Source organism: Phytopseudomonas punonensis (genome assembly GCF_900142655.1).
Taxonomy (GTDB): domain Bacteria; phylum Pseudomonadota; class Gammaproteobacteria; order Pseudomonadales; family Pseudomonadaceae; genus Aquipseudomonas; species Aquipseudomonas punonensis.
In genome coordinates this window covers 17,624-37,017 of sequence record NZ_FRBQ01000003.1, presented here as the reverse complement: position 1 = coordinate 37,017, position 19,394 = coordinate 17,624, and the positions used below count along the sequence as shown (strand labels likewise).

Annotated in this window: 19 protein-coding genes; 10 read left to right on the top strand and 9 right to left on the bottom strand. The window is 63.7% G+C overall.

Going from position 1 to position 19,394, the window contains the following annotated elements; translation table 11 throughout:
- Positions 1-118: 118 nt before the first annotated feature.
- Positions 119-2,890: a hybrid sensor histidine kinase/response regulator gene (locus BUC40_RS10130; protein WP_073265265.1), complete on the top strand. Its 2,772-nt coding sequence runs from the start codon at positions 119-121 to the stop codon at positions 2,888-2,890.
- A 30-nt stretch (positions 2,891-2,920) separates the two neighbouring features.
- Here the strand turns inward: BUC40_RS10130 and BUC40_RS10125 are convergent, their stop codons facing one another.
- Positions 2,921-3,358, bottom strand: a complete 438-nt coding sequence (locus tag BUC40_RS10125) for a hemerythrin domain-containing protein (protein WP_073265263.1) — start codon at positions 3,356-3,358, stop codon at positions 2,921-2,923.
- A 200-nt stretch (positions 3,359-3,558) separates the two neighbouring features.
- On the opposite strand from BUC40_RS10125, the gene BUC40_RS10120 reads away from it, so the two are divergent.
- On the top strand, positions 3,559-4,872 hold the full coding sequence (locus tag BUC40_RS10120) for a sensor histidine kinase (RefSeq protein ID WP_073266190.1): 1,314 nt from the start codon (positions 3,559-3,561) through the stop codon (positions 4,870-4,872).
- Here the strand turns inward: BUC40_RS10120 and BUC40_RS10115 are convergent.
- The 3 genes from BUC40_RS10115 to BUC40_RS10105 form a co-directional block, all read right to left on the bottom strand.
- Positions 4,847-6,004 carry a phospholipase D-like domain-containing protein gene (locus tag BUC40_RS10115; RefSeq protein WP_073265261.1) on the bottom strand — a complete coding sequence of 386 codons (1,158 nt, stop codon included), beginning with the start codon at positions 6,002-6,004 and terminating at the stop codon, positions 4,847-4,849. The two genes, BUC40_RS10120 and BUC40_RS10115, sit on opposite strands and share 26 nt — an antisense overlap.
- 114 nt (positions 6,005-6,118) lie before the next feature.
- Positions 6,119-6,904, bottom strand: a complete 786-nt coding sequence (locus tag BUC40_RS10110; protein ID WP_073265259.1) for an oxygen-binding di-iron domain-containing protein — start codon at positions 6,902-6,904, stop codon at positions 6,119-6,121.
- 82 nt (positions 6,905-6,986) lie between these two features.
- A complete protein-coding gene (locus tag BUC40_RS10105) occupies positions 6,987-7,307 on the bottom strand; it encodes a hypothetical protein (RefSeq protein WP_139272157.1) in 321 nt (106 codons plus the stop codon).
- Positions 7,308-7,511: 204 nt separating this feature from the next.
- Here BUC40_RS10105 and olsB point away from each other — a divergent pair, with 204 nt between their 5' ends.
- Both olsB and BUC40_RS10095 read left to right on the top strand, forming a co-directional pair.
- Positions 7,512-8,270: an L-ornithine N(alpha)-acyltransferase gene (olsB, locus tag BUC40_RS10100; protein WP_073265255.1), complete on the top strand. Its 759-nt coding sequence runs from the start codon at positions 7,512-7,514 to the stop codon at positions 8,268-8,270.
- Between the two features lie 98 nt (positions 8,271-8,368).
- Positions 8,369-9,142 carry a lysophospholipid acyltransferase family protein gene (locus tag BUC40_RS10095; protein WP_073265253.1) on the top strand — a complete coding sequence of 258 codons (774 nt, stop codon included), beginning with the start codon at positions 8,369-8,371 and terminating at the stop codon, positions 9,140-9,142.
- Positions 9,143-9,350: 208 nt separating this feature from the next.
- Here the strand turns inward: BUC40_RS10095 and BUC40_RS10090 are convergent, their stop codons facing one another.
- Positions 9,351-10,400, bottom strand: a complete 1,050-nt coding sequence (locus BUC40_RS10090) for an AbrB family transcriptional regulator (RefSeq protein WP_073266188.1) — start codon at positions 10,398-10,400, stop codon at positions 9,351-9,353.
- Positions 10,401-10,728: 328 nt separating this feature from the next.
- Between BUC40_RS10090 and BUC40_RS10085 the strand changes: the two genes are divergently transcribed.
- Positions 10,729-11,667 carry a GntR family transcriptional regulator gene (locus BUC40_RS10085; protein WP_073265251.1) on the top strand — a complete coding sequence of 313 codons (939 nt, stop codon included), beginning with the start codon at positions 10,729-10,731 and terminating at the stop codon, positions 11,665-11,667.
- Between the two features lie 42 nt (positions 11,668-11,709).
- Here BUC40_RS10085 and BUC40_RS10080 read toward each other — a convergent pair whose 3' ends face one another.
- Positions 11,710-12,288, bottom strand: coding sequence for an acyl carrier protein phosphodiesterase (locus tag BUC40_RS10080; protein WP_073266186.1), 579 nt, complete (start codon positions 12,286-12,288; stop codon positions 11,710-11,712).
- 155 nt (positions 12,289-12,443) lie between these two features.
- Between BUC40_RS10080 and BUC40_RS10075 the strand changes: the two genes are divergently transcribed.
- Complete coding sequence (locus BUC40_RS10075; RefSeq protein ID WP_073265249.1) at positions 12,444-12,755, top strand: ArsR/SmtB family transcription factor; 312 nt, start codon at positions 12,444-12,446, stop codon at positions 12,753-12,755.
- A 76-nt stretch (positions 12,756-12,831) separates the two neighbouring features.
- A complete protein-coding gene (locus tag BUC40_RS10070; protein ID WP_073265247.1) occupies positions 12,832-13,881 on the top strand; it encodes an alkene reductase in 1,050 nt (349 codons plus the stop codon).
- A gap of 66 nt (positions 13,882-13,947) precedes the next feature.
- Here BUC40_RS10070 and BUC40_RS10065 read toward each other — a convergent pair whose 3' ends face one another.
- From BUC40_RS10065 to BUC40_RS10055, 3 genes are all read right to left on the bottom strand, one after another.
- Positions 13,948-14,820, bottom strand: coding sequence for an ATPase (locus BUC40_RS10065; protein WP_073265246.1), 873 nt, complete (start codon positions 14,818-14,820; stop codon positions 13,948-13,950).
- 187 nt (positions 14,821-15,007) lie between these two features.
- Positions 15,008-15,994 (bottom strand): NAD-dependent epimerase/dehydratase family protein, encoded by a 987-nt coding sequence (locus BUC40_RS10060; protein ID WP_073265244.1) that lies wholly within the window; start codon positions 15,992-15,994, stop codon positions 15,008-15,010.
- Positions 15,995-16,056: 62 nt separating this feature from the next.
- Positions 16,057-16,950 carry a LysR family transcriptional regulator ArgP gene (locus BUC40_RS10055; RefSeq protein WP_073265242.1) on the bottom strand — a complete coding sequence of 298 codons (894 nt, stop codon included), beginning with the start codon at positions 16,948-16,950 and terminating at the stop codon, positions 16,057-16,059.
- Positions 16,951-17,063: 113 nt separating this feature from the next.
- On the opposite strand from BUC40_RS10055, the gene BUC40_RS10050 reads away from it, so the two are divergent.
- The 3 genes from BUC40_RS10050 (at position 17,064) to sodB (ending at position 19,341) form a co-directional block, all read left to right on the top strand.
- A complete protein-coding gene (locus BUC40_RS10050) occupies positions 17,064-17,666 on the top strand; it encodes a LysE/ArgO family amino acid transporter (protein ID WP_073265240.1) in 603 nt (200 codons plus the stop codon).
- Between the two features lie 62 nt (positions 17,667-17,728).
- Positions 17,729-18,568, top strand: a complete 840-nt coding sequence (locus tag BUC40_RS10045; protein WP_073265238.1) for an EamA family transporter — start codon at positions 17,729-17,731, stop codon at positions 18,566-18,568.
- Between the two features lie 191 nt (positions 18,569-18,759).
- Positions 18,760-19,341: a superoxide dismutase [Fe] gene (gene sodB, locus BUC40_RS10040; protein ID WP_073265236.1), complete on the top strand. Its 582-nt coding sequence runs from the start codon at positions 18,760-18,762 to the stop codon at positions 19,339-19,341.
- Positions 19,342-19,394: the final 53 nt, after the last annotated feature.

Here is a 19,394-nt window from a genome sequence, read left to right as displayed (position 1 = left end):
GATCCCTGCCGGAACCGAATAGGATCAGCGCAAATTTGCGCAAATGTTTTCTGGGTCTGCCGTGCCCACTGATGGCACACTTGCCACCTCACTCGCATCGCCAGCGCAAGGTCTCCCCGTGTCATTCATCCTCGACGATTTCGACTGGGCCACGACCGCGCTCGGCGCTCAGCAAAGCTGGCCGGTCGAACTGCGCACCACCTGGGCGATCATGCGCACCAGCAGTTTCGCCATGTGCGCGACCTGGGGGCCTGAGCGAACGCTGATCTACAACGATGCCTACATCGCATTGCTCGGTGAACGCCACCCCGGTGCGATAGGACGTCCCATCGAAGAAGTCTGGCTCGACGTCTGGCCAACCGTCGGCCCGATGGTCGACCAGGTATTAGCGGGCAACCCCGTGCACCAGCAGAACATGCACCTGCTGACCACCCGCAATGGCTACCCCGAAGACACCTACTGGACCTTCTCTTACAGCCCGCTGACCGACGCCAGCGGGGCGGTCGCCGGCTTCCTCAACGTGGCCATCGAAACCACCCAGCTGGTCACCATTCAGCAGCCGGCCATCGCCAACGCCGAACGGGTGCAACTGGCGCTGGCGGCAGGCGCGATCATCGGTACCTGGTTTTGGGACCTACCGACCAACCGCTTCACGGTCGATGAAGCCTTCGCCCGCAACTTCGGCCTCGACCCAGCCCTGGGCCGCGAAGGCCTCAGCCTGCAACAAGTGGTGGCGACGGTTCACCCCGAAGATATCGACAGCCTGCACGCGGCCATCAACGATGTGATCTCCCGTGGTGGCCCGTATGCGCACCAGTACCGCGTGCGCCGTGCCGATGGCCGCTACTACTGGCTGGAGGCCAACGGCCGCGTCGAACTGGCAGCCGATGGCACTGGCCTGAGCTTTCCTGGCGTGCTGATCAACGTCGAAGACCGCCGCGCCATCGAAGGTGAACGCGACCGTGCCATCGCGCGGGTCATGGCGCTCAATGCCGAACTCGAACAGAAGGTCATCGCCCAGACCTTCGAGCGCGGGCGCACCTGGCAGATCACTCCGGACCTGCTCGGCGTGCTCAACCACGAGGGTTACTTCGAATCGACCAATCCGGCCTGGCAGGTGACCCTTGGCTGGTCCGAGGAAGAGCTGGCCAACACTCACTTTCTCGACTTCGTGCACCCCAAGGACAAAGCCGGTACCCACAACGTGTGGCAGAACTTCAAGCAGGCCGGCGAACCGGCGCTGGGGCTGGAACATCGCTTTCGCTGCAAGAACGGCGAATGGCGCTGGCTGTCCTGGGTAGCCGTGCCCGATGGCCGCAAGACCTACTGCTCGGCGCGCGATATCACCCGCGAAAAGCTCAACCGCGCCGAACTACGCAAGCGCACCGCCGAGCGCGACCGCCTGTGGGAAAGCACCAACGACCTGATGGGCTCAGCCGGTATCGACGGTTACTTCAAGACCATCAACCCGGCCTGGACGCAGCTGCTGGGCTGGGATAGCGAGCACTTGCTGAAAACCCCGTTCCTCGATCTGGTGGTCGAAGATGACTGGGCCGATGTACTGGGCCTCATGGAGCGCCTCGCCAAGGGCGAAAAAGTCAGTGGCTTCACCAGCCGCTTGCGCAGCAAGAGCGGTGAAACGCGCTCGTTCCTGTGGAACGCCGCACCGGACTCGGCAGGCCGGGTGTTCCACTTCGTCGGCCGCGACGTCACCGCCCAGCACATGGCCGAAGAATCCCTGCGCCAGTCACAGAAGATGGAAGCCATCGGCCAGCTCACCGGCGGCCTGGCCCATGACTTCAATAACCTGCTCGCCGGCATCTCCGGCTCCCTGGAGTTGATGCACCTGCGCATCGAGCAGGGGCGCTTCCACGAACTGAGCAAGTACATGAGTTCCGCGGAAACCGCAGCCCGCCGCGCCGCATCGCTGACCCATCGCTTGCTGGCCTTCTCGCGCCGACAGACGCTGCTGCCCAAGCCCACCGACGCCAACGGGCTGATCGCCGGCATGCTGGAAATGATCCAGCGCACCGTCGGCCCTGGCATCCGCCTGGAAAGCGACCTGCAGGCCAACCTGTGGACGGCGCTGGTGGATGCCTCGCAGCTTGAAAACACCCTACTCAACCTGTGCATCAACGCCCGTGACGCCATGCCAGGCGGCGGCGTGATCAAGGCCTGCACCCAGAACCTGTGGATCGATGCCGCCCGTGGTATGACGCTCAACCTGCCCGAAGGCGAGTACCTGAGCCTGGCGGTAAGCGACGATGGCGTCGGCATGCCGCCGCAGATCGTCGCACGCGCGGTGGAGCCCTTCTTCACCACCAAGCCGATTGGCGAAGGCACCGGCCTGGGGCTGTCGATGGCTTATGGCTTCGCCAAGCAGTCGGGCGGGCAGATGCGCATCGTCTCGGTGGTCGGTGAAGGCACGACGGTGACGCTGTACCTGCCCCGCCACGCGGGCGTGCCGGAAGCCGATACCGCACCAGGCGCTGCAACAGGCCTGGAGCCCGTGCCCCAACGACAAGGCAAGACGGTGCTGGTGGTCGACGACGAGCCGACCATTCGCCTGCTGGTCACCGATGTTCTGGAGGAGCTTGGCTTGAATGTCATCGAGGCCAGTGACAGTGCTGCTGGCCTCGCGCTGTTGCAGTCGGATGTCACCATAGACCTGCTGATCAGCGATGTCGGTCTGCCCGGCGGCATGAACGGCCGCCAGATGGCCGACGCCGGGCTGTTGGTCAGGAGGGCTATGCCGGTACTGCTGATCACCGGTTACGCAGAAAACTCGCTGCTCACCGACGGCCAACTGGCGCCCGGCATCGCGGTGCTGACCAAACCCTTTGGCCTCGATGCTCTGGCATCAAGGGTGCGCGAACTGCTCGCCGACTGACCCGCCACACAACGCGGCGGGTCGGTAGGATCACGCCAGGGCTTCTTCGTAATCCTTGACGTACTGGCTGGCGAGGCTGGTCTTCTGCTGGTCGGTGAGCATCTTGCCGGCCTGCTGGAAGAAGGTGTGTTCCTCATCCTCAAGGTGGTGGAATATCTTGTCCTTGAGCTTGCGAGCCGTGGCGATCCACGACGGGCTGGAAGGGTCGGTTTCTTCCAGGGTTTCCAGCAATTCGTCCATCTCGTGATGCTCGGCCACACCATGGCGAGACAAGTCGACGCCGGCATCGTGCTTCATCAGCGGCGAGTAGAAAAACCGCTCCTCGGCCCGCGCATGAGCCAGCAACTCGTCCTTCAGTTCCTGGTAATACTGGGCACGCTCGGGCGAATCGCCGGTGGTGGCGACCAGCGCCTCGGCCATCGCCCGCTGACGATCATGGCTTTCTCGCAACGCTTCAAAAATCTGCATGGGGTTTCCTCATCGGCTAACGCTATTCGCGGCCTTGCAAGGCCATCTGCAGGTTGTGACCGAGGCGGAGAAAAGCTGGTTCAACCATTTACCGAGCCGCCCGTGCCGTTACAAAACGGTCGGACTGCGCTTACCAAACGGCCTTGCCTCCCATAAGTGCGCAGCGCATCATGCCGCCACTCCTTCTGCGGTACCTCCTGATGCCCCATCGCCCTGCTCCGTTTCCTGACGACGAAGAAGAGCGCGTGCTCTCGCTCGAACACCTCGACATTCTCGACTCAGCTCCCGAGCAGGGTTTCGATGATGTCGTGCTGTTGGCGACCACCCTGTGCGATACGCCGATTGCGCTGGTTTCGCTGGTCGATCGGGAACGGCAATGGTTCAAGGCGTGTGTCGGCCTGGATGTTCGCGAAACCCATCGCGACCTGGCGTTCTGCGCCCATGCGATTCTCGAGCCCGACGACATACTGGTGGTCGAGAATGCCCTCGAGGATCCGCGCTTTCAGCACAGCGTCCTGGTGCTCGGCGAGCCGCACATCCGCTTTTATGCCGGCGCCCCGATTCGCACTGACTCGGGTCACCCGCTGGGCACCGTGTGCGTGATCGACACGCGCCCACGGGCTCTCGCCGAGCCGCAACGCCAGGCGTTGCAGGCGCTGGCCAGGCAGACGGCGGCGCTGCTGCAACTGCGCCTGCTGGAGTTGCAGCGCGAGCGCCACGCCAGTGAGCTGCTCGATGAGCTGGAGCAGGCCCAGGCGCGCCACCGCGAGGCCGAAGAATCACTGCGCCATGCCCGCCGCGTGTCATCGCTGGGCATGCTGACCGCGAGCATCGCCCACGACGTCAACAACCTGCTGCAGGTGCTTAGCAGCAGCCTGCAAATGGCTCAGCTGCGCTCACGCAGGCCAGCCGACGTGAAGCGTTTCGCGCAGACCGGTCTGCAGGCCGTGGAGCAAGGCGGCAAGCTGATTCGCCAGCTGCTCGCCAACGTCCGCCAGGACGGCCCAGAACTGGCGTGCATCGACATCAGTGAGCGTCTCGATGGAGCCCGCGAGCTGCTGGCCGGCACCTTGGGTAGCGACATCAACCTGAGCTTCGACCTTGCGGCCCGAGACGTGGGCGTGATGTGCGACGAAGTGCAGCTGCAGGCCGTGGTGCTCAATCTGCTCAGCAACGCCCGTGACGCCATGCAGGGCCGTGGCCAGGTGCTGATCAGCACGCACCTGGAACAGCTCGCTGGTGACGCGCAGTTGAGTGACGGCAACTACCTGGTGCTAAGCGTCAAGGACGATGGCCCGGGCATGTCTGCGGAGCTCGCGACCAAGGTATTCGATCCGTTTTTCACCACCAAGCAAGCCGGCAAAGGCACCGGGCTCGGCCTGGCCCAGGCCCGCGAGTTCGCCAACCACACTGGCGGTGACGTACGGGTGGAAACGGCGCCAGGCGTTGGCACCACCATGCGCCTGTACCTGCGCGTGCTGGGGCGGATCAGCGTCGTCGATCGAGCAGATTGACGATCAGGCGATCGGCCCAGCCCCATACGCGCTGACGCACGCGCATCCAGAACGGCCGCGCCTGCCACATCTGCAAATCCACCTCGCGGCTCTGCGCGAAATCGGTCTCGAAGCTCTGCTGCACGGCCGCGGTGAAGGCTGCGTCCAGCGTCTCGACGTTGGCATCGAGGTTGAAGCGCAGGTTCCAGTGGTCGAAGTTGCAGGAACCGACGCTGGTCCAGTCATCGACCAGCACCATCTTCAGGTGCAGAAAACGCGGGCGGAATTCGAAGATGCGCACGCCGGCCTTGAGCAGCCGCGGGTAGTAACGCTGCCCGGCAAAGCGCACCGGCGGGTTGTCGGTATGCCGACCGCTGAGTAGCAGGCGCACGTCGACGCCACGCCCGGCCGCCTTGCGCAAGGCGCGGCGCACCCGCCAGGTGGGCAGAAAATACGGTGTGGCCAGCCACACTCGATGCTGAGCGCCATTGAGCGCACGCACCAGCGACTGCAGGATGTCGCGGTGCTGGCGGGCATCGGCATAGGCCACCCGGCCCCAGCCTGGCCCTTCTTTTGGCAAGTGTGGCAACGGCTGACGATGCGGGGTCAGATACGGACGCCAGGCGAAGCGCGAATTGTTGGCCTGCCATTGGCGGTCGAACAGTTGCAACCAGTCGTCCACCAGCGGCCCTGCAATTTCCACCATCACTTCATGCCAGGCGCTTTCGGGCTCGCCAGGCGTCCAGAAATCATCGGTAGAACCTGTGCCGCCGACAAAGGCGACCTCGCTGTCGACCACCAGCAATTTGCGGTGATCGCGGTACAGGTTGCGCACCCCGCGCCGCCAGCGCAATGGGTTGTACCAGCGCAGTTGCACGCCGGCATCGAGCATACGCTGCCGATCGGTTGCGCTGAGCGCCTGGCAACCAAAGGCATCGAACAGGCAGCGCACCTCCACGCCACGCTCGGCCGCCTCGCACAGCGCGCGCAGCAACGCGTCGGTGCAGGCGCTGCTGCACACCAGATACTGTTCGAGTTCGACGGTTTCACGGGCGGCGTCGATACAGGCGATCATCCGCGGGAAAAACGCCGGGCCGTCGTTTAGCAAGGTGAACTGATTACCCTGGCGCCAGGGATAGACCTGACCAGGCATCAGTCGCTCACACACAAAAGATGGGAAAAACGGCGCATGGCGGCTCGTCGACAACGGGGATGCGCCAAGATAGCCGGCGCCGTGCGCCTTGCAAAGAGCGGCACCTGTCAGGAGTTAGCGCGGCAGCTGATAGTCCTCGGGGCCGAGCAGATCGAGCCCGCATTCCAGGTTCTCGATCCAGTACAGAAATGCGCTGATGATTTCCCGCCCCACGAATGGCCGGCCATGCTGCGGCACGATCATCTCCACGTCCATGTCGCGCACCATGCCTGCCCACAGCCGGCAGGCCTTGTTGCTGGCCATGTAGCGACGATGAAACCCGAGCATGCTCGGCACGTGGGCGGCGAAATCCTCGACGGGGCCGGCGTCATCGAGCATCGAGGCGCCCATATCGCCGGAAAAGAGGATCTTGCTCAGCGGGTCATAGAGCTGGAAATTGCCCACCGAATGCAGGAAGTGCGCGGGCACGGCCTTGAGGGTGCAACGCCCGAGGGCGAACGACTGGCCGCGGTCAGGCAGCGCTATGATGCGGTCATAGGTGTTGATGCCGCGGCTCAGGGCCAGGTAGTTGGCGGTCAGGTGCGGCAGAAAGCGCGCCCACAGCTTGGAACAGATGACCTGCGCTTTGGTGTGCAGCAGCCACTTGTCCAGCGAGGCGATGATGTCCGGGTCCTGATGCGAGGCGAAGATATAGGTCAGCTCCTGCAGCGGAATGTGCTTGGACAGCTCCATCGACAAAGGCATGTAGGTCAGGTCGCCGCCGGGGTCGAGCAGCAGGTACTGATCGTGGTCGATGATCAGGAACTGGTTGGACTGCACGCCCTCGCCGCTGACCAGGTCGTCGAACATCATGCAGGTGTGGGTGCCGTTGTCGAACAGCAAGATGGGGTCGCGGCGCATACCGGCACACTCGTCAGCCAAAGTGGCAGAGCTTAGAGAGCGGGCAGCTGGCGCGAGCTGATGTGGATCAGGGAAAGCGCGGTCAGTCGTAATGCCCGCACATGCGGCACCGCCGCCGCACCATCACCCCAGTGCAACTCGGGCAACCGCCGTTCAACGTGCCGCGCCGCCACTGCCAGATCTGCACCAGGCGCCTTGCCGCCAAAGCCGCCCCGAAGGCCGGCAGCAGGATCATCCAGGGCGAGATAGCCTTCGCCCAGACCGTGGCCGCGCCGCCCTGCTGCGAGAGCAGCACCAGCCCAAACATGGCCACCATACCGCCAACGATAAGAATGAAAGGCAAGCCGAGGTTTCTGATGAAGAACATAGGGTGCGCGCGCTCGAAAAGCTGAGAGGCGCACATGGTAAGAGAGGCGCCTGCACGCTGCATCCCTGGATTGATGTGCTGTTGCCACCTGATATGGCTGTCACACAAGCATCACCGAACCTTCACAGGCGTGACACCCGCTCTGCCTAGCCTGAGCCTGTTTCCTGAGTTTGCTCAGGTCTGCAGGCTAATTCCGGTTCGTGCGCAGCAAGGCTGCCCGACCCGCAACGGAGGTAAGGCATGACCCAGAACGCCATGGCACCCGAGCGCAGCAGCACTCCCCGTCGCCTGCAGGCCGAGCGCCTGACCACCGCGCGCGCCCTGCGCGAGGCACAGGCCCTGCGCTTTCGCGTATTCAGCGCCGAATTCGATGCCAAGCTCCAAGGCGCCGAGCTGGGCCTGGACATGGATGACTACGACATGCACTGCCAGCACATCGGCGTGCGTGACCTGAACAGCGGCGCGCTGGTCGCCACCACACGCCTGCTCGATCACCAGGCCGCTGCTGGTCTCGGGCGCTTCTACAGCGAAGAGGAATTCGCCCTGCATGGCCTGCGCCACCTGCAAGGCCCGGTACTGGAGATCGGCCGCACCTGCGTCGATGCCGCCTACCGCAACGGCGGCACCATCGCCGTGCTGTGGGCCGAACTGGCCGAAGTGCTCAACGAGGGCGGCTACCGCTACCTGATGGGCTGCGCCAGCATTCCCATGCAGGACGGCGGCATCCAGGCCCAGGCGATCATGCAGCGCCTACGCGAACGTCATCTATGCACCGAAAACCTGCGCGCCGAACCGAAAACACCGCTGCCTGCGCTGGAGATTTCCGCCAACGTGATCGCCGAGATGCCGCCGCTGCTCAAGGCCTATATGCGCCTGGGCGCCAAGGTGTGCGGCGAGCCGTGTTGGGACAAGGATTTCCAGGTCGCCGACGTGTTCATCCTGCTCAAGCGCGACGAGCTGTGCCCGCGCTACGCCAAGCATTTCAAAGCGGCAGTCTGATCGGCCGCTTGCCCACTGCTCCCCGGCGCGGTAGAAATGCCTCGCCGGGCGCTGCCCGTTTCAGCGCCCTATCCTCTTATGTCCAGGCCGAAAAACCCATGAATAAACTGCGTCTGTACCTGCGCCTGACCCGCCTCGTGGCAGTGCTCGGCGTCGGTGCGCTGCTGGCAGCTTTTCTGGTACCGGTCGAACGCCTGACTCGCCGCGACTTGCTGGGCCTACGCCAGCGCCTGACTCGCTGGTTTCTTGCTCGCCTCGGCAATGCGCTGCCCTTTCGCGTCAGCGTGCATGGGCAGGTACCGCAAAAGCCGATGCTGTGGCTGAGCAATCACATCTCCTGGACGGACATTCCGCTGATCGGCATGCTCGCGCCGCTGTCGTTCCTGTCCAAGGCTGAAGTGCGCACCTGGCCGCTGGCCGGCTGGCTGGCACACAAGGCGGGCACCCTGTTCATCCGCCGCGGCGCTGGTGACGGCGGCCTGCTCAATCAGCAACTGGGCCGCCACCTCAACGGCGGCCGCCACCTACTGATCTTCCCCGAAGGCACCACCTGCGACGGCGCCGCGCTGCGCACCTTCCATGGCCGCCTGCTGAGCAGCGCCATCGAAAGCGGCATCGACCTGCAGCCTGTCGCCATTCGCTATCTGCGCGATGGCCAGCGCTGCAACGTGGCGCCCTTTATTGGCGACGACGACATGCTTTCGCACCTGTTGCGGCTGATGAACAGCGATGTGGCCGAAGTGGAAATCCAACTGCTCGAACCGATTGCCAGCAACTCGGGCAACCGCAACGAACTGGCCCGCCGTGCGCAGGCGGCGGTTAGCGAAGCGTTGTATGGGGCGCAGCAGCAGGAAACTCAGGCTGCGGCTTAGGGCCGGCTCAAGATCTTTTGGGAACTCATTTTCCGCGGCGCAAGGGCGACAAGACAAAAGCGCAATCCCAGCGACCGCGTGGGAGCGGCTTTAGCCGCGAGATCTTTGTTTGTCTTGATAAACAGCTCGTGGCTAAAGCCACTCCTACAAAATTATTCCGCTCACCAGCGGCTTCGGCCACCGCCCCATGGAATTACGGCGAGACCGCTCAAGCCCGCCGCAACTGCGGACTATCCGTCTGCAACCAACGCCGGAAGATCGGCTCGGCCAGGAACAGCACCAGAAACAACCGCACCACCTGCATCGCCGTCACCAGCGGTACAGCCAGCTGCAGGGTCTCGGCCGTCAGGCTCATCTCGGCAATACCACCGGGCATCATGCCCAGGGTCAGGGACTGAATATCCAGCCCGCTTGCCCAGCCAATCGACACTGCACCGACGAACGCCACCAACATCATCACCAAGGTGGTGATCAGGGTACGGGCCAGAAATGACGGGGCATAACGGAAGAACGCGCGGTTGAAAAAGCAGCCCAGGGCGCTGCCGATCATCAACTGGCCGACCTGGCTGGCGCCGGCTGGCAGCGTGCTGCTCAGGTCGAAGCCAATGCTGGCGGCGGCGCTGACCAGCAGCGGCCCGAATAGCCATGGGTTGGGCTGGCGGTAGCGCTGCAGCAACCAGCCAGCTGCCGCGGCTACCGGCATGATCAGCGCCAGCCACGGCCAATCGGCATGCGCGCTGTGCAGGTGAACCTCACCATCGCCGAGCAGAAACTTGAACACCGCCGGCACCAGCAGCACCACGGCCACCACCCGTAGGCTTTGCGCTGCCGCAACGCGAGTCAGTTCGGCGCCGTTGCGGGCACCGAGGTTGACCATTTCACTCGAGCCACCCGGCATGCTGGAAAAATACGCTGTGGCCATGCTTTCGCCGGTACGGCGCATAAACCACACGCCAGCGATGCTGCTGAGCACGGTGATCAGCGCGCCAATGATGATCGGCAGCATGTGCCCGGCGATTTGCGCGACCAACGCCGGTGTGAAGTGCAGGCCGATGCCGATACCGATGATCCACTGGCCGAACTTGCGCCCGCCCGGCAACGGCTGCAACTGCAAGGTCGTGGCGCAGCGCACGATGATCACCGCGACCAGCGAGCCGATCATCCAAGGCAGTGGCCAGCCGATAAATGTGGCGATCACTGCGCCGAGCACGCCGATCAGGGGCGTTGCCAGATGGTTGGTCCAGTGGGTCTTGAACATTGCGTCCCCTTCGGTACGTGCACCAGCAGCGTGGTGATTGATCCAGATCGAGGTGGTCGCGGAAAACGAGAGCATTCTTGTGCGGTGTTTTTTATCGCTACGTTGTTCACAGCCTGTCGAGCGCAGCGGCATGAATCGAGAAAACTTGCCGCCGGCCTCGTGGTTCGACGGCACCATTATTGATCTTTGAGGTAATAAAAAACAATCCAAAATTGAAAACCCACGGCCACAGACATCTTTCCGTGGCGCGGATTACGTAGCAGAATGCAGCGCCTGCCGAGAGGTTCGGCAGGCGCATTACCCCGCACAGGAATCGACGCTCACTGCCATGGCCCAGGACAACACCCCTTCGGCGGTACTCACTGCCCTGCAGAAGCGCGTCGCCCGCGAGGTGATCGCCTACGTGCGCCGTGAGCGGCTGCCCATTGGCCACCACCTAGTCGAATCGCATTTGGCGCAAACGCTGAACACCTCGCGCACCCCGGTAAAGTTCGTGCTCAACCACCTCGCCGAGCGCGGCATGCTCAAGCACGACCGCAACCGCGGCTTCTTCCTCGCCCAGGCCGCCGACGAGCTCAATGAGCTGGTGCAGGAAATCGCCGAGGCCGAGGAGGACTCTGTCTATCGCCGCTTCGTCGCCCTGCGCCTGTCGCGGCAGTTGCCCGAGCAGTTCACCGAGATCGAGCTGATGCGTCAGTTCGACGTGTCACGAGCCGAGTTGCGCGCCGCCCTACTGCGCATGCAGCAAGAAGGCTGGGCCGAGCAGCGCAGCGGCCAGGGCTGGAAGATGCTGCCGGTGATCGACTCGATCGAGGCCTACGAAGAAAGCTTCGCCTTTCGCTCGATTATCGAGCCTGCCGGGCTGCTGTCACCGACCTTCCAGATCGACCGCGAACTATTGGCGGACTGCCGCAAGCAGCAGACATTTATCGCCGAGGGTGGCTACCTGAGCATGACTATCGAGGAGCTCTACGAAGCTAACTCGCGCTTCCACGAGATCATCGCAGGGTTTTCCGGCAACCGTTTTCTGTTGCAGTCGCTCAAGCGCCTGGACCGCCTGCGGCGCCTGGTCGAATACCGAGTCGATGTGTCCCGCGAGCATCGCCGCGCTCAGGTCGAGCAACACCTGGAGATTCTCGACCTGATCGAACAGGGCGACCGCCTCGCCGCCGCCGACCGCATGCGCGCGCACCTGGAAGGCGCGCGACGCAAGAAGGTCGATGCGGCGCTGTTCGAGAGATTGCAGAACGCGTCAGAGCAGCACTGAAGTTCTGCGGGCAGCTCGCGAAGTGAGAACGATGCAGCGGCGCTATCCGCCGCGCTGCTCCCGGGCGAAGGCCATCAGCTCGGGATAGAAGGCGCTGAAATCCTCGCTCAGCGGCTCGTAGAGACGGCGCAGCTCGTCGAGCCCGCCGTCCAGCAACCCTGGCCGTGACAGGCGCCGCGACATACCGGCGATCACCTGCCCCAGCACCTCGAATTCCTCGTAACTGCCCAACCAGTCCTGCGCCGCCATGCGTGGCGCGATGTGCTGCAGGCTGCCGGGCAATTGCGGCTCGGCGGCCAGCACACGATAAACGCGGTCGGTGAACCGCTGCAGCGGCTGGTCGCTGTAGCGCTGCCAGTCGCGGGCCAGGCAATGATCGAAGAACAGGTCGAGAAAGATCCCGGCCACACGCCGACGCTCGGCGGGAAAGCGTGCCCGCGCCCGGGCCTGCAGCGGGTGGCTGTCGGTGAAGGCATCGATGCGCCGGTGCAGGGAAATGCCCGCCTCAATGGCGGCCGGCCACTGCCCAGCCAGCGGCCCTTTGACGAAATCGCCGTACAGGCTGCCAAGCAGTTCGGCGGGCGCATCGCCGCCCAGGTGAAGGTGTGCGAGGTAATTCATGACACTCAGCTTAAAGCCTTGATTGGCTGGCCGCGAGTGGCGCGCCATCACGCCGCTCGATATGCACTATCTGCTTGAACGATCTGTATATCGCCAAGTCTCGATATAAAGTTCGCCCCATCGCGATATGCCGTTGCAGCTACACAGGAGAGCCGATGAACCCCGAAGAGATGGACCTGGACGAAGTGATCAAGGCGCTGGCCCACCCGGTGCGCCGCGACATCCTGCGCTGGCTGAAAGAGCCTGAAGCACACTTCGTGCAGCCCGATCACTCGTTCGACATCGGCGTGTGCGCCGGCAAGTTCGACCAAACCACCGGGCTCTCGCAATCCACGGTTTCGGCGCATCTGGCCACGCTGCTGCGCGCTGGCCTGGTGACCAGCCGCAAGGTCGGCCAATGGAATTTCTTCAAGCGCAACGATGCGGCCATCGCGGCCTTTATCGAGCGGATTACCCGCGATCTCTGACCTGGCGCGATCGCTACGCGAACCTGTTAACCCGTCCATCAACCTGTACCGAGCGAATGTTTCGAGGATCTAGGCAATGACCACACTGTTCGACCCCATCAAGATCGGCGATCTGGAACTCGCCAACCGCGTCATCATGGCGCCGCTGACCCGTTGCCGCGCCGACGAAGGCCGCGTACCGAATGCCCTGATGGCCGAGTACTACGTACAGCGCGCCTCGGCTGGCCTGATCATCAGCGAAGCCACCTCGGTCACGCCCATGGGCGTGGGCTACCCGAACACCCCCGGCATCTGGTCCGACGACCAGGTGCGTGGCTGGAGCAACGTCACCAAGGCCGTGCACGCCAACGGCGGCAAGATCGTTCTGCAACTTTGGCACGTCGGCCGTATTTCCGACCCGGTCTACCTGGACGGTGAACTGCCGGTAGCACCGAGCGCCATCAAACCAGCTGGCCACGTCAGCCTGATTCGCCCGATGAAGGACTTCGTGACCCCACGCGCTCTGGAAAGCGAAGAAATCGCCGACGTCGTCGAGGCTTATCGTCAGGGCGCCGAGAACGCCAAGGCTGCCGGATTCGACGGCGTGGAAATCCACTCGGCCAACGGTTACCTGCTCGACCAGTTCCTGCAGGACAGCACCAACAAGCGCACCGACAACTACGGTGGCAGCCTGGAAAACCGTGCGCGTCTGCTGCTGGAAGTCACCGATGCGGTGCTGAGCGTGTGGGAGCCGGGCCGCGTCGGCGTGCACCTGGCGCCGCGTGCCGACAGCCACGATATGGGCGACTCCAACCGCGCCGAAACCTTCACCTTTGTTGCTCGTGAGCTGGGCAAGCGCAACATCGCCTTCCTCTGTGCCCGTGAGCACGAAGCCGACGACAGCCTGTCGCCAAGCCTGAAAGAAGCATTCGGCGGCGTATTCATCGCCAACGAAGGCTTCACCAAGGATCAGGCAAACGCCTGGCTGGCCAGCGGCAAGGCCGACGCCGTCGCATTTGGCGTGCCTTTCATCGCGAACCCGGACCTACCCGAGCGCCTGCGCCAGAACGCACCGCTCAACGAGCCGAACAAGGAAACCTTCTACGGCTCCGGCCCAGTCGGCTACATCGACTATCCGCGCCTGTAACGTTCCTTAGCGCCAACAAAAAGCCCGCGTAACCGCGGGCTTTTTCGTATCGATGGATTGGGCTGATCAACGAGCGTCGATCTGCTGTTGCAGGTTCTGAATCTGCGCCTGCAGGGTGTTGACGCTACGGGTGGTCTGCGCGCGGAAGGCATCGAACTCGGCGGTGCTGCTGCCGCTGTTGCTGGCCGCCGGGCGATTGTCCAACTCGCTTTTGAGCACCAGCATGTCCTGCTCCAGGCGCTCGACGGCGGCATTGGAGTTGCCGGTTTTCTTCAGTGCGTCGATTTCGCCGGACAGGGTCTTGACCTGAGCTGCCAGCTTGCCAGCATCGCCCTGGCTGCTTTTCAGCGAAGCCAGCTCGGTTTTCAGGGTCGCCAGTTCGCTTTTCAGCGAGTCCTGGCTGCTGCCAATGGTCTTCAGGCTGTCGCCATATTTACCAGCATCGCCCTGTTGGGCCTTGAGGTCGGCGACCAGTTGCTCGATGCGTTTGTCCTGCCCGCTTTGCTGGCCACCTGCGGCCTGCTGCTGCTTGGTCAGTTCGGCAACCTTGCTCTCCAGCTGACGCACTTGCAGTTTCAGCGCCTCGCTGCCGCTGGTGGAGCTGGACTCGGCCGCCACCACCTTGCCGGTAATGTCCTGAATGCGCCCGGCCGCTTCTTCGCTGATGCGCGCGAAGCTTTCCTGGGTCGCCACCAGCTGCTGCTCCATCAGGCTGATCTGCTGGAAGCTCCACCAACCGAGGCCGGCCAGAGCGATGCTCAGCGCACCGACCAGCGCCCACAGCGGCCCGGTGCTCGCCGCGCGCGGTGCCTTGGCGGCACGCGGCGCAGCACCTGCGCGGGCGTAAGGCTGCGGCTCGGGCCCGAATTCGTCGTCATCGCGGCGGTCCGGGGTCAGGCTGGGTACGTCATCGAATTCGTCGTGGGCATCGTTACGCATGTAGAGAACCTTGGGGAAACCACGGTGGAGGCAAAGTGCCGCGCAGTATACCGATTCGCAGGTGGCACTTGGGTGTCGTAGTGCCCGCAATCGACGAGTGATCGACGCGGCGTATTGCGCACACAGACCCGGCGCAGGGCGCTCAGGTTCCCTACTGGCCAGCGGTGTGGGTCAGGCTCACCGCAATTTAGCTCTGCGCCTTCCACCAGCGGCAGAACTCATCCAGAGCCGGCCAAAGGCTATGGCCCGCTTCGTAGTCCAGGTGCTGGCGCGCCTGGCTGATATCGAGGGAAAAGTCGCGGCTCATCACATCCACCGCCAGACGAGTCAACGCCGGCTCGGGGCGACCGGGCAACAGGCTGCATACGCCCTCGCTGACGCTGGCCAGGCTGCGCGCCAGGCCGACCGGAACATGCCGGGTGACCTGCGGCAACTCCAACTGGCGCAGCACGTAGTTGACCACGTCCCACAGCGGTAGCGGTGCGCCATCGCTGATGTTGTAGGCCTTGCCGAGCGCCGGGGCGCCGGCCAGCAAGGCGCCGAACAGCGCGTCGTTGAGGTTGTGCACGCTGGTGAAGTCGACCTTGTTCAGGCCGTTACCGATGATCGACAGGCGTTTTTTGCGCTGCATGGCGATCATCCGCGGGAAGATGCTCACATCTCCAGCTCCGGTAACGAAGCGCGGCCGCAGCGCCAGCACTTCCAGGCCGAATTCCTGGGCGCCGAACAGGCGCTGCTCGGCGAGAAACTTGGTGCGCGCGTAATGGCTGGAGAAGCGCTTGGGCACCTGCTCTTCGCGCAGGCCGAGGTGATCGCGGCCATCGAAATAGATCGACGGCGAGGACAGATGCACAAGGCGGCGCACGCCACGCTTGAGGCAGGCCTCGATAACGTTCTCGGTAAGCACCACGTTGCCCTGGTGAAAGTACTCGTAGCGTCCCCATACGCCGACGGCTCCGGCGCAGTGCACCACGGCCTCGACGTCGCTGCACAGGGCGAGCGCCAGCTCGGGATCGCTGAGGTCGCCGGGCATGAACTGTGCGCCCCGGCGGATCAGGTGCTCGAACGCCTCCTCACGGCGGCCGGTAACGCGCACGTCCAGGCCCTGCTCAAGGGCGAACCGGGCAAACCGCCCGCCAATGAAACCGCTTGCTCCGGTGACCAGAATCTTCATCGCGCCCTCCGCTCGCTGCTGGGCGCACTATAAGTGCGTCTTGCAGCTGGCGACAGCTGTGCTCATGCCGGTGCCACCAGATAATTGCCGGCATGCCGCTGTAGGTGCCGGGTCAGCTGATCGAGCAGGTCGCCGCCGTTACGCCAGTGATGCCAGTACAACTGCACATCGATGGGCCGCTCCGGGAGCAGCTCGACCAACTCGCCGCGTGCCATCGCCTCGACCATCTGCGGCTCAGGCACCATGCCCCAACCCAGGCCTTCAGCAGTCAGGCGCAGGAAGCCTTCGGACGATGGACACAGGTGATGCAGAAAACTGCCCGACAGCCCGAGCTCGCTGAGGTAACGGTGCTGCAGTTGGTCATCCGGGCCGAACACGATGGCTGGCACCTGAGCGATACGCTCGACATTCACCCCGCCTGGAAAATGCCGGGCGATAAATGCCGGGCTGGCCATGGCCCGGTAACGCATGGCGCCTAGCGCCAAGCTGCGCGCGCCGGACACCGGCCGCTCCGCAGCACATACGCAGGCGGCCACGTCGCCAGCACGCATGCGCTTGAGACCCACTTCCTGATCCTCGACCACCAGCTCCAACAGCACCCGATGGCTGGCGCAGAACTCCGCCACCGCCCTGGCCCACCAGGTTGCCAGGCTGTCAGCGTTCACCGCGATTCGCAGGCGCTGGGTTTCACCGTCAGCCTCCAAGCTTGGCACCTGCTGCTGCAGATCGCGCTCGAGCAAACGCACCTGCTGCACATGATTGAGCAGCCGCCGCCCGACATCGGTCGGCGTCGGCGGCATCGCCCGCAGCAGCACCGGCTGACCGATGCGCGCCTCGAGCAATTTGATGCGCTGGGACACTGCCGACTGTGACAAGCCCAGCACCTGGGCGCCGCGCTCGAAGCCCGCCTGTTCGACCACCGCCGCAAGAGCGGCCAGCAACTTGTAATCCAGCAATCGATTTTCCTAATGAGCGATCAGCAATATTGCTTTTTCTTATACAAGCATTCGCCGCAGACTGATAGATATCCCACCCCCTTCTGAACCTCGATCTCGCAAGGAAAACCGCCATGTGGCAGAGCTACACCAATGGCCTGGCAATCACCGCCGGGCTGATCGTCGCCCTTGGCGCCCAGAATGCCTTCGTGCTCGCGCAAAGCCTGCGGCGCGAACACCACCTGCCGGTTGCGCTGCTGTGCATCGTCTGTGACGCGTTGCTGATCAGCGCCGGTGTGTTCGGCCTGGCGACTCTGCTGCTGCAAAGCGAACTGCTGCTCGGCATCGCGCGCTGGGGCGGTGCGGCGTTTCTATTCTGGTATGGCGCTCAGGCGCTACTGCGGGCCTGCCGGCCGGCTGGATTGCAGGTCGAAGGTGGTGCACCGCGTTCATTGCGTGCGGTCATGCTGGCAACCCTGGCGGTCACCCTGCTCAACCCCCACGTTTACCTGGACACCGTGCTGCTGATCGGCTCGCTCGGTGCTCAGCAAGCCGTGCCGCCGGCCTATGCTGCTGGTGCCGCCAGCGCCTCGATGGCGTGGTTCCTGTGCCTGGCCCTCGGCGCGGCATGGCTCGCGCCCTGGCTGGCTCGCCCGCTGACCTGGCGGATCATCGACCTGGTGGTGGCAACGATGATGTTCGCCATTGCCTGGCAACTGGTCGCCAACCCGCTGTAACGCCCGGATGCCCATGCGCTAGGTGCTATGCTGGCGCGTTCCAGACAATGAACGGAGCGGCAGTGGAAACAGGCGTCTTTCTCATGGTCATCGCCGCCGCGGCTCTGCACGCCGGCTGGAACGCGCTGCTCAAAATCGGTCTGGATCGCTTTCTTACCGCCTCGCTGATCCAGATTGGCGCCGGTATCGTCGCCCTCTTCGCCCTGCCCTTCGTAGCCCTGCCGGAAGTAGCAGCCTGGCCGTGGATTATCCTCTCGGCGCTGCTGCACATCGGCTACAACCTGTTCTTGAGCCGCGCCTACCAGCATGGCGATCTTGGCCAGGTGTATCCGATTTCTCGCGGCAGCTCGCCGCTGCTGGTCGCTGCGCTGTCGGTGCTGCTGCTCGGTGAGGTGCTGCCGGCCGGACAATGGCTGGGGCTTGGCGTGCTGGTCGGCGGCATCTGGCTGATGGCGCTACGCGGCGGTACCGGCAAGACAGGCAGCGACCTGCTGATCAACGCCCTGCTGACCGCACTGTTCATCGCCGCCTATACGCTCGCCGACGCCAGCGGCGCCCGCGCCAATGGCGATCCGCTGTCGTATTCAGCGTGGCTGTTCGCCGTCAACGGCTTGGTGATGGCGCTGGTGATCCTCGGGCAGCGCGGCCCACGCGTTGTATCGATGCTCGGCCCTTACTGGCGCGCCGGCCTGCTCGGCGGCGCGATGTCGATGCTGGCCTACAGCATCGCTATCTGGGCCATGACCCAGGCGCCGGTGGCGCTGGTTTCGGCGCTGCGCGAAACCAGCGTGGTATTCGCGTTGCTGATCGGCCGCCTGTTGCTGAAAGAAAGCCTGCCACCGCTGCGCGCCCTGGCCTGCCTGATCATCGTCGCGGGTGTCGCCTTGATGAAGCTGGCCTGAAGTTGTGACGGTTGAAAACAGCGCAACAGCTCTGGCAACCCTATCCCGCACAGTTGCTGCGTGGTTATGCCGTAGCCCCGGTGCTATGATCCCAGCCCTGCGTCGCAAAGGATAAAAATCCGCCGACGCTTGTTTGGCCGCCCGTGATCGGCCTTGCGCTCATCGCAACAGACCTGATTAGGAGAATAGACATGGCTTTCGAATTGCCGCCGCTGCCTTATGCACACGATGCCCTGCAGCCGCACATCTCCAAGGAAACCCTGGAGTACCACCACGACAAGCACCACAACACCTATGTCGTGAACCTGAACAACCTGGTGCCTGGCACCGAGTTCGAAGGCAAGAGCCTGGAAGAAATCGTCAAGGCCTCCTCCGGCGGCATCTTCAACAACGCCGCTCAAGTATGGAACCACACCTTCTACTGGAACTGCCTGAGCCCTAACGGTGGAGGTCAACCGACTGGCGAGCTGGCTGCGGCCATCGACAAAGCCTTCGGTTCCTTCGACAAGTTCAAGGAAGAGTTCAGCAAGGTCACCATCGGCACCTTCGGTTCCGGCTGGGGCTGGCTGGTGAAGAAAGCTGACGGTTCCCTGGCCCTGGCCAGCACCATCGGCGCCGGCTGCCCGCTGACCAGCGGCGACACCCCGCTGCTGACCTGCGACGTCTGGGAGCACGCTTACTACATCGACTACCGCAACGTACGTCCGAAGTATGTCGAGGCGTTCTGGAACCTGGTCAACTGGGACTTCGTAGCGAAGAACTTCGCTGCCTGAGCCCTGCGCCAGCGAATAAAGATGCCCTCCTGATGCGAATCAGGGGGGCATTT